We start from the raw sequence: 9,054 nt of genomic DNA, 5'->3' as shown, positions 1-9,054 counted from the left end.
CAAACAGGCCGGACACACGACTGTACTGACAGACCATCGCAACTACAGAAATCTCTTGCAATGCAGGAGCCATCCACACACGACCTTGAGCGCTATGTTCGAATGCGGCGCTTGCGAGTTAGCTATCCGGCAAAATTCGACCAATACATGTGTCGGATGTTGAATTGAGACCACTCGTCTGGTAGCAGACGGTACTGGAAACCCTGATACAGGAGATATCAGATATGCTGAATTGTCAGACCTCAATGCTTCGCGCGGTAGGCGCAGTAGCCCGTTAAAGCGGTCTGACAGGTTTCCGATCTGAAGGCCGCCTCGTGAGCGGCCTTTTTTGTGTTTTCCTCATGTGGCGGCTTTCCATCATTTCATGGAGAGAACAATGCCAAGGTTATCACTTCACATACCAATCGGCCGGTCGCGCGGCCTCTTACTGCGGCTAGCGGCTATCTTCGACCGGCGACCCAGTGTGGAAAGGCCTATTCGACGAAAGAGAGCCGAGTTGCCGGCTCATCTGAGGAAGGACGTTGGTCTTCCACCGGAGGCTGAACACCCACCTCCTTCGCATTATCGGTTCCCTTTTTAAGGAACCGTCCAAGCAAGGGCATTAAGCTGCCCTTGCTATTTACAATCGTTCCGTGCCCGGAGTGATGCCTATCCTCCTTCTGCGCGATAAACGAACCCTGCGGTTTGCAGTTCCTATAGACGATTTTTAAGGCCCCCGGAGAGATCGTTTCGCACGCGTCCTGCAACCTGCAAAGACCAAGGTCGGCTGTTCCGAAGAAAAGCCGGCCAAACTGGAAGAGGAAATCCTGTCCATATTCGACCAGCTCAAGCCAAGTGCGAAAACAGCAGCGCCCTTGAGAACGCCAGCATTTCCGATGCAAAAACTGTCGTTGAAGTCGTCTCGACCATTGAAGGTTTTCTGGAGCAGCCAGTCCTTCTTTTAACCCAGTAAATTCCACTTCACGTCAGGATGTTGCGTGTTTGCTTGTCGTGCCGTGTCGGCAAGACAACAGGATCAAGACCAGAAAGGACAGGTTCAGTACGACGTTGAAGGGCGCCCCTACCAGAATGGAGCCTGAACTGTCAGCGCAAAACCAGGACCATGCCGTAATCTGAGCGGTCTTGGTTGCGGCAGCCGCCGATACTGGAGCAACATATGTTCCCAGCGCCCACTGCATTCCGCCCAAGCCAACCGTCAGGCCACCGGTGATCACCAGCAGTAAGGGCACCGGAACCGTCAGTTTCGCGGGAACGACGTGAATTGGCCAGTACGCGATTTGCAGAAGGATATGCGCGATGGGGTGCAGAAAAGGCAGGGAGGCCAGCGCAAAAAGCGCCCCGATTGCAACAAGAATGCCGCCTGAAATTCGCATTGCTGACTGTTGTTGAGTCATGACCATCTCCTTTCGATATGTGCTCTTCATGCGGCTAACAGCGGACGCAAATCAATTACCTCATAGGTAAGTGATTTCCGTTCGGACCCTTGTTAAGCTCGGCTCATGACACCCTATCCCAGTATGCTGAAAGAGTGGCGAAGGCGACGCAGGATGAGCCAGTTGGACCTGGCGGTCGAAGCCGCGGTCAGCGCGCGCCATATCTCCTTTCTTGAAACCGGGCGGTCCCGGCCCAGCCTGGACATGATCCTTCATCTGTCCGAGGTCATGAACCTTCCGTTCGAAACCCGAAACCAGATGATGCGCTCCGAAGGGTTCGCGCCGCGTTTTGCGGCAACGCCGATTGATGACGCGGCGATGTCGCCCATACGGGATGCGGTCGAATGGACTCTGCAGCAACACGCGCCTTATCCGGGATTGGTGCTGGACCGGCTCTGGACGGTTGTAATGCTCAACAGCGGTGCCCAAAGACTGTTCAAGCCACTGGGGATCCGCGAGGGGCAAAGCCTGCTGGACCTGCTGACCAGCCCGCTGATGCCTGAGCTTGTCGAAAACTGGCCCGAGGTTGCGCGTCACACGATGTTGCGCCTGCGCGCTGAAAGCGCCAACGCGGGCGGCGTACCCGCACTGGATGCCGCGGCGCGCGCGTTGTCGCAACAGGGGCACGCCCGCAGTGACGCGGCGATCGGGCCGACAATTTCTACGATCTACCGCTTTGGGGGTCAGCGGCTTTCCCTATTTGGAACGATTGCGCAATTCAGCACAGTCACGGACGTCACGCTGGACGATTTGAAGATTGAGCTGTTTTTTCGGCCGACGACCAAAGTGTCAAAATTCTGCGTGACCTTGCCCAAGTGGCCGCCAAATAAATCATGGTTGTCCCAGGGCCCCACCACGTCCCGGTGAACCTTGCTCATTCCTGACCTTGGAAGAGTTCGACAAACAGCCTGCAAAAGCGATCTGGACGCCGAACAATTCTTCCCCTAGAATCCTACTGTTAACTTGTCCCTAAAAGGACCAATTTCATGGTGTTCCCGTCGCAGGGCTGAGCAGCCCCTCTTCATTCTGAGCTTAAAGCTCCTGACCGCGACTTTTTCGCCGGATCTTTTCCGGCAGGTGACCCATGACAGACCGAATCCTGATTTCGCAGGTGCCCACCCGCGCCGAATTCACGCCGTTGATCCGGCTGGCCGTGCCGCTGATGGTCGGGCTGGCCGCAGCGCTATTGATCGGCGTCGTAGATACGGCCATGATTTCTCCGCTTGGAACAATCCCGCTGGCGGCGGCCGGTGTGACCACAGCCGTTCTGATCATCCTGATCTCCGCCCTTTGGGGCGTGATCACGGCTATTTCCGTGCAGATCAGCCAGGCCGAAGGCGCACACGATGCCGCGCGGGTTGCGCTTTCGTTGCGCAGCGGGCTGTTGCTGTGCCTTCTGGGCGGCGGCGGCGCGGCGTTGGTGATGATGGCGCTCTATCCGTTGCTGGGGCCTTTGGGTCAACCGAGGGAGGTTCTGGCGATCCTTCTGCCGTACTGGATGTCGATGGCGATCTGGATCGTGCCTTTCACGCTGTTTTTCGGCCTGAAGGCTCTGTTCGACGCCGTTGGGCGGCCCTGGACGGCCGTGGCGCTGTCTTATCTGGGTGTCCTGTTCAACGTACCCGCAAACTATGCCTTCATTCACATCCTTGATCTTGGAATTCTGGGCGCTGGCCTGGCCAGCATACTGTCGCAATGTACGTCGCTGTTAGCCGGGATTTACGTTTTGATACGCGCGCCAGGGCTGGCCGCCTTTCGCCAACGGGTGACTGTTGCATGGGCGGATGTCTGGTCACAGGCCAAAGACGCCCTGCCGCTCTGTCTTGGCTATGCAGGTGAGGGCGGAGCCTACGCCGTGGTGGGCCTGATGATGGGTTGGTTGGGGGCCGAGGCGCTGGCCGCCCATCAAATCGTCAACGCGCTTGCGGGGCTGGCCTATATGATCCCGCTTGGCATGGCGGGTGCTGCCTCGATCCGTGTGGGTCTTGCAGTCGGCGCAGGGAGTCGAGAAAGGCTCAGACCGATCCTGAAGGCGTCCTTTGTGATGGTCACGCTATGGCAGGCAGTTGCCGCCACCGTCTTCATTACTGCTGGTCGGATGATGGCGGAAAGCATGTCGGATGACCCGGCCGTCGTTGACCTCGCGGTTACGTTGTTTTTTATCGTGGCACTGCTGCAGGTTGCGGACGGCGTTCAGGGCACTGCTTTGGGTGCGCTGAGGGGAATGTCGGACATGAACCTGCCGACGACAATTACCCTGACAGCCTATTGGCCGCTTGCCTTGCCGGCCAGCTATGCACTGGGTTTCCTCTTTGATCTCGGAGCCGTCGGCGTCTGGATCGGCTATACTCTGGGTCTGGTGGCAGCAGCTATCGCCCTGCCCTTGCGGTTCTGGGCGCTGACACGGCCCTGAATTTTGGGGAGTATTCGATTGGGAAAACTTAGCCGCGAGCCACTTCGCGACGGGGTGCTGTCAGACGAATTCGAACCAGTCTCAGTGTGCCGCGGAAACCGCGAACTTATCCGGAACAAAGTTGACGCCACTCGCTAAGTGCGGCGGCGCGGGTCAGCTTGAAGGTGTCTCGGCTGGCTAGCGATCTTTCCTGGTTGAAGTGATTGTAGACAGAGGAATGGACGGCGGCGAACTTCTGCAAACTTCGCATGCGCCTGAACCGTTGCATGGCGCGTTCACGCCGTCGGAAAGGAAGGTGCGAATTCTCGACGCGGTTATTGAGCCACCTTCCCGTCTGCTGTTTTTCGGTAGCGCCGAGCTCTCTAAGAGCAGCTCGATACGACGCGAAGCGATCGGTGACTACTTCTTCAGATTTACCGTGCCGCTTCATCAATTTCCTGAGGAATTTCAATGCCGCTTGCTTGTTTCGACGTTTGGTAACGATTGCTTCCAGCACTTCGCCCTCATGATCGACGGCCCGCCAGAGGTAGTGTCTCTTGCCATTCACCTTCACGAAAACCTCATCCACGTGCCACTTCCATTTGGAGTATGCTCTCAATTGCTGAACACGCTTTCTTCGGATCTCAGCAGCAAACATTGGGCCAAACCTGTTCCACCAATACCGGACAGTTTCGTGACTCACGTCGATGCCTCGCTCGTGCAACAAGTCCTCGACATTCCGAAGCGAGAGCGGGAATCGGATGTACAGCATCACCGCAAGGCGGATGATCTCGGGACTGGTTTTGAAGTACTTAAAAGAGGCAGGTCTGGTCATGGGCAAAAGCTACGCATCCGCCCTGCCCGCCTCAAGCCAAGTTCTTCTGACAAGACCTCTATTCATTCAGAAAGTTTGCCGGCGGTTACTTCGGGAAGCGCTGTTTACGAAAAAACTTGCTTGCTTTAGGTTGAGCGCGCGCTGGACAAAACAGAACGCACCGAATGGGGCGTAGGCGCACGCAATCATGGGACAACCGAAGGGAGGATTGGTATGTGCCAGATGTTTGCCGGCCAAGACCCGGAACGCTATCAGAGTGAGACGCGTCGCATGAGGTTGAATGGTCAAAGCACCAGTATACGACTGGAAAAATCGTTTTGGGCGATCGTCGACGAACTCGCCGAGCAAGAGGGGTTTTCCACACCCGGTTTCATTTCCAAACTTCACACCGAAGTTCTTGAAATACACGGGGAAACGAAGAATTTCACCTCTTTGCTGCGATGCACATGTCTGCTTCACATTGAGAACCTCGAAAGCTCCAACGATCCAAGGATCGCAGCCGAGTAAGTGGTTTCCTACACTGTAGTATTCACTTACTACCCGGCGCCGCGAGAAACTGTCAGCCTTTTCGAACCAGGCAAATGGTTCGGAGGAAGGCATGGCAAAAGCCATACACAGCATGATCCGCGTTTTAAACGAAGAGCGGTCTCTGGATTTTTATGAACGGGCATTCGGGCTCGAAGTATCTCACCGTCTCGACTTTTCAGCATTCACGCTCGTCTACCTGAGAGGTAACGACGGGCCGTTTGAGCTCGAACTGACCATCAACAAAGACCGCGAAGGACCGTACAACCTGGGCGACGGACACGGACATATCGCCTTTGTTGTCGACGATCTTGATTCCGAACATGCGCGCTTTGAGGCTGAAGGGTTGAACCCCAGAAAAATCGTCGAGTTCGCACCAGATGGCGATCTGATCGCCAAGTTCTTCTTCGTTCAAGATCCGGACGGGTACGAGATCGAAGTTCTTCAGCGCGCAGGTCACTACCAATAGCAGGCACACGCATCTGAACGGGAGGATAAGAAGTGAGATTTACGCATAAAACCAAAACTTTAACGCGTCGCGATCTGCTGTCGCGATCAGTCGCAGTCGGGGCCGGGTTTGTCGTGGGCGCAGGCTATGTCGCCAGCTCGAACGCCGCCTGGGCGATGGAAACGACGTCGCTGCAGCCCGAAACCATGGCGACGTTGGTTCAGATGGCGCGTGACATCTACCCGCATGACCATGTCGGTGACGAATACTATGTAATCGCCGTAAAGGGGTACGATACCGAAGACGCCGCACCCAGCGTCGAAGCTGGCGTCGCCGCCCTGAATGCAGCAGCGCAAGGCAGGGGCCACACCGATTACTTATCCATGGGATGGGAACGTGATCGAGCCGATCTTCTCAGATCGATGGAAGCTAGCCCGTTCTTTCAGCAAATCCGAGGTGGGCTGGTGACCGGTCTCTATAACCAAAAGGCAGTTTGGCCGCTTTTCGGTTATGAAGGCGAGTCCTTCTCTCAGGGCGGTTACATCGACCGCGGCTTTGACGACATCAACTGGCTTTAAGGGAGATTGGCACCATGACGGCACCTTTTGATCTCACGGACGACAGCGTTGTTGTCGTCATCGGAACCGGCGCCGGCGGCGGCGTTCTCGCCAACGAACTGGCCCAGAAGGGGGTCAGCGTAGTCTCGCTTGAGGCTGGAGGACGGCACCTGCCTGAAGACTTTATCAATGATGAATGGGAGAGCTTTGGTCAATTGGCATGGCTCGATCCACGCACAACGTCAGGCGACTGGCGGGTCGCCAAGGATTTTTCAGGCCTGCCTGCATGGATCGTAAAGTCAGTCGGAGGAACGACCCAACATTGGGCAGGCGCGTCACTGCGGTTTCAAGACCATGAATGGAAAGCCAAATCGACATATGGTGACGTCCAAGACGCAAGTCTGTTGGACTGGCCGATCGACGCGGCAGAAATGGATCCCTGGTACACTCGGGCCGAAGACAAACTGGGCGTGACGCGGACGGGCGATCGCCCCGGTCTGCCTGGAAACAACAACTACAAGATCTTCGAATCAGGGGCAAAAGCGCTTGGTTACGAGCAAGTGCACACCGGTCGAATGGCGATCAATTCCGACGAAAACCGTGACCGCAATATGTGTCAGCAGACGGGTTTCTGCTTCCAGGGGTGCAAATGGGGCGCCAAGTGGTCTGCGGGGTATGTTGACATTCCAGAGGGCGAAGTCACCGGCAATCTGGAAGTCCGAGAGAAATCGCACGTCGCACAAATTTTGCACGGCGATAGTGGCAAGGTAACGGGCGTCGAGTACTTTGATGCGGATGGAAATCTGCAAATGCAGAAAGCGAGGCTCGTATGTGTCGCCGGCAACTCTTTTGAATCGCCAAGGCTGTTACTGAATTCGGCCTCCTCAATGTTCCCGGATGGGCTTGCGAACTCCTCTGGTCAAGTCGGACGCAACTACATGCGGCACATGACCGGTTCAGTTTATGCCGTCTTTGATCAGCCGGTCCGAATGTGGCGTGGCACTACGATGGCGGGGATTATCCAAGATGAGTCACGGCACGACCCGTCTCGCGGCTTCGTTGGTGGCTACGAGTTGGAGACACTGGCATTGGGTCTGCCATTCATGGCTGCCTTCCTTGATCCAGGCGGTTGGGGTCGCGAGTTCACGACAGCACTGGACAGCTATGAGAACATGGCCGGAATGTGGATCGTCGGAGAGGACATGCCCCAGGAAACCAATCGCGTGACACTGAACATGGACGTAAAGGACCAGTTCGGGTTGCCGGTTGCCAATGTCCATTTCGACGACCATCCGAACGACATTGCGATGCGAAACCATGCCTATAAGCAGGGCGCGGCGGTTTACGACGCGGTTGGGGCAACCCGAACATTCCCAACACCGCCCTACCCCTCAACGCACAATCTGGGGACAAACCGTATGTCGGAAAATCCCCGTGATGGCGTGGTGAATAAATGGGGTCAGACCCATGATATCGCGAATTTGTTCATCTCGGATGGTTCGCAATTCACGACGGGAGCTGCTGAGAATCCGACGCTCACGATCGTCGCACTTGCAATTCGCCAAGCCGATCACATTGCTTCGCAGATGTCCCAGGGAAACCTGTAACCATCTGTTAAAAAACAAAAACAATCTCGATCCAATATCCTTGGGTCGAGATACCTTTGTTTCGTATTAATCGTTTTCCTGTTGCAACTTGATGCCTTCAGCCGCGCTAAGATCATCGACAAAACTCCAGTTCAGCATCCAAGACCGGCGCTAACCTTTCGGAGCGATCCGTGTTCGTGTCATCTCGCTGAGGTGTCACCGGATGGAAGTTAGGCAAGAAACTCTGACCGACAACGCTGCAAAACTGCTAACAGATGCGACAAATGGTTTTTTAGAAATTCCCAATCGCAATCCGCTTGCTTAAGCTATTTTCCGTTGGTTCCGACCGCAGGTTAGTCCGAAAAATTTTGATGCCAACGTTGAACCGATTGTGCGCGAAATTTAAGCCACGACAGAACGCGGTTATTTGCCAAAGGAAGGCATTCGTCGCAAATTCGCCTTCATATTCCACGGCCCGAAATCGCCTTTGCAATCCCGATTTTCGGCCCGCGTACTCCGCTTAAAATATAGCAGACGGAAAACGGACCGCCAAAGGGTTGATTCGCGTCAAAGACGCCTAATTTATTGGGTTTTCAGGGCCTATTTCCTAGACTCATTCCTCCATTTTCATTAGCCTTATCACAGCGAACAGGACAAAATGACGCGCCGGATATCGGAACCGAAATCTCTCCGGATTGGGTTTTCTTTGCACCTTCAACGGCGAAGCGGGCCGGTGTGTTCTAAAGATCCGACACATGGAGAACTTGGAGCGAGATCATGGTCGATATTTTTTCGAAAAAGGAAGGGCCCCGCCGCGAAGATGCGGAAGCAAAGCGACTGCTTCAAGGCAACAGAGCCACCATACACAGACTTGCGGATCAGATCAGCAATGGCGAGTTTTCCCGGTCCCGGGCCAGAATGGCGCAGGCGAAGAAAGAACCTCAGCCCGAAGGAAAGAACATCCACATTCTTGGTGGAGGGACTGCTGCTGCGGAACCCGATCCTGTTGTTCGGATCAGCTTAAACGACCGCGTTTTCATAATGGATGCAAACTCTGGCAAGCAGATGGAATTTCTGGGCCAACTACGCACCAATCAAAACGGCACTAAGTACTTCACGCTCGCGACGAAGCAAAATGGCTTTGTCTCTCCCGTAGATCCGGAGATTGAGGAGCTATTGGAAGATTTGAATGGGATCGTGATAGAAAACGACGACATCAGAGAGAAATTGGCCGAGGTGATAACTAAACGTCTGAATCTCTGAGGTTTCGAATAAGCC

General features: G+C 55.1%; 9 protein-coding genes. 7 read left to right on the top strand and 2 right to left on the bottom strand.

Annotated elements, in window-relative coordinates:
• Positions 1-965 precede the first annotated feature (965 nt).
• Positions 966-1,394, bottom strand: a complete 429-nt coding sequence (locus ACR0LX_RS22125) for a hypothetical protein (protein ID WP_480785506.1) — start codon at positions 1,392-1,394, stop codon at positions 966-968.
• A gap of 105 nt (positions 1,395-1,499) precedes the next feature.
• Here ACR0LX_RS22125 and ACR0LX_RS22120 point away from each other — a divergent pair, with 105 nt between their 5' ends.
• Together ACR0LX_RS22120 and ACR0LX_RS22115 are read left to right on the top strand one after the other, a co-directional pair.
• A complete protein-coding gene (locus ACR0LX_RS22120; protein WP_480785505.1) occupies positions 1,500-2,300 on the top strand; it encodes an MmyB family transcriptional regulator in 801 nt (266 codons plus the stop codon).
• A 217-nt stretch (positions 2,301-2,517) separates the two neighbouring features.
• Positions 2,518-3,846, top strand: coding sequence for an MATE family efflux transporter (locus ACR0LX_RS22115; RefSeq protein ID WP_480785504.1), 1,329 nt, complete (start codon positions 2,518-2,520; stop codon positions 3,844-3,846).
• A 106-nt stretch (positions 3,847-3,952) separates the two neighbouring features.
• On the opposite strand, the gene ACR0LX_RS22110 is transcribed toward ACR0LX_RS22115, so the two are convergent.
• Positions 3,953-4,660 (bottom strand): IS6 family transposase, encoded by a 708-nt coding sequence (locus ACR0LX_RS22110; RefSeq protein WP_480785503.1) that lies wholly within the window; start codon positions 4,658-4,660, stop codon positions 3,953-3,955.
• 213 nt (positions 4,661-4,873) lie between these two features.
• Here ACR0LX_RS22110 and ACR0LX_RS22105 point away from each other — a divergent pair, with 213 nt between their 5' ends.
• From ACR0LX_RS22105 to ACR0LX_RS22085, 5 genes are all read left to right on the top strand, one after another.
• Positions 4,874-5,167, top strand: coding sequence for a ribbon-helix-helix domain-containing protein (locus ACR0LX_RS22105; RefSeq protein ID WP_480613294.1), 294 nt, complete (start codon positions 4,874-4,876; stop codon positions 5,165-5,167).
• A 91-nt stretch (positions 5,168-5,258) separates the two neighbouring features.
• On the top strand, positions 5,259-5,654 hold the full coding sequence (locus ACR0LX_RS22100; protein ID WP_480613292.1) for a VOC family protein: 396 nt from the start codon (positions 5,259-5,261) through the stop codon (positions 5,652-5,654).
• A gap of 32 nt (positions 5,655-5,686) precedes the next feature.
• Positions 5,687-6,211, top strand: a complete 525-nt coding sequence (locus ACR0LX_RS22095) for a Twin-arginine translocation pathway signal (RefSeq protein WP_480785502.1) — start codon at positions 5,687-5,689, stop codon at positions 6,209-6,211.
• Between the two features lie 14 nt (positions 6,212-6,225).
• The gene (locus ACR0LX_RS22090) at positions 6,226-7,797 is read left to right on the top strand and encodes a GMC family oxidoreductase (RefSeq protein WP_480785501.1); all 1,572 of its coding nucleotides are present in this window, start codon (positions 6,226-6,228) and stop codon (positions 7,795-7,797) included.
• Positions 7,798-8,553: 756 nt separating this feature from the next.
• On the top strand, positions 8,554-9,039 hold the full coding sequence (locus ACR0LX_RS22085; RefSeq protein WP_480785500.1) for a hypothetical protein: 486 nt from the start codon (positions 8,554-8,556) through the stop codon (positions 9,037-9,039).
• Positions 9,040-9,054 lie beyond the last annotated feature (15 nt).

Source organism: Ruegeria sp. CH11, assembly GCF_056537105.1.
The sequence above is the reverse complement of the archived record's forward strand: the minus strand, read 5'-3'. Positions and strand labels throughout refer to the sequence as shown.

Excerpts from the sequence above, each read along its gene's own strand:
- ACR0LX_RS22125 (WP_480785506.1), bottom strand. The coding sequence starts at position 1,394 with ATGACTCAACAACAGTCAGCAATGCGAATTTCAGGCGGCATTCTTGTT.
- ACR0LX_RS22120 (WP_480785505.1), top strand. The coding sequence starts at position 1,500 with ATGACACCCTATCCCAGTATGCTGAAAGAGTGGCGAAGGCGACGCAGG.
- ACR0LX_RS22115 (WP_480785504.1), top strand. The coding sequence starts at position 2,518 with ATGACAGACCGAATCCTGATTTCGCAGGTGCCCACCCGCGCCGAATTC.
- ACR0LX_RS22110 (WP_480785503.1), bottom strand. The coding sequence starts at position 4,660 with ATGACCAGACCTGCCTCTTTTAAGTACTTCAAAACCAGTCCCGAGATC.
- ACR0LX_RS22105 (WP_480613294.1), top strand. The coding sequence starts at position 4,874 with ATGTGCCAGATGTTTGCCGGCCAAGACCCGGAACGCTATCAGAGTGAG.
- ACR0LX_RS22100 (WP_480613292.1), top strand. The coding sequence starts at position 5,259 with ATGGCAAAAGCCATACACAGCATGATCCGCGTTTTAAACGAAGAGCGG.
- ACR0LX_RS22090 (WP_480785501.1), top strand. The coding sequence starts at position 6,226 with ATGACGGCACCTTTTGATCTCACGGACGACAGCGTTGTTGTCGTCATC.
- ACR0LX_RS22085 (WP_480785500.1), top strand. The coding sequence starts at position 8,554 with ATGGTCGATATTTTTTCGAAAAAGGAAGGGCCCCGCCGCGAAGATGCG.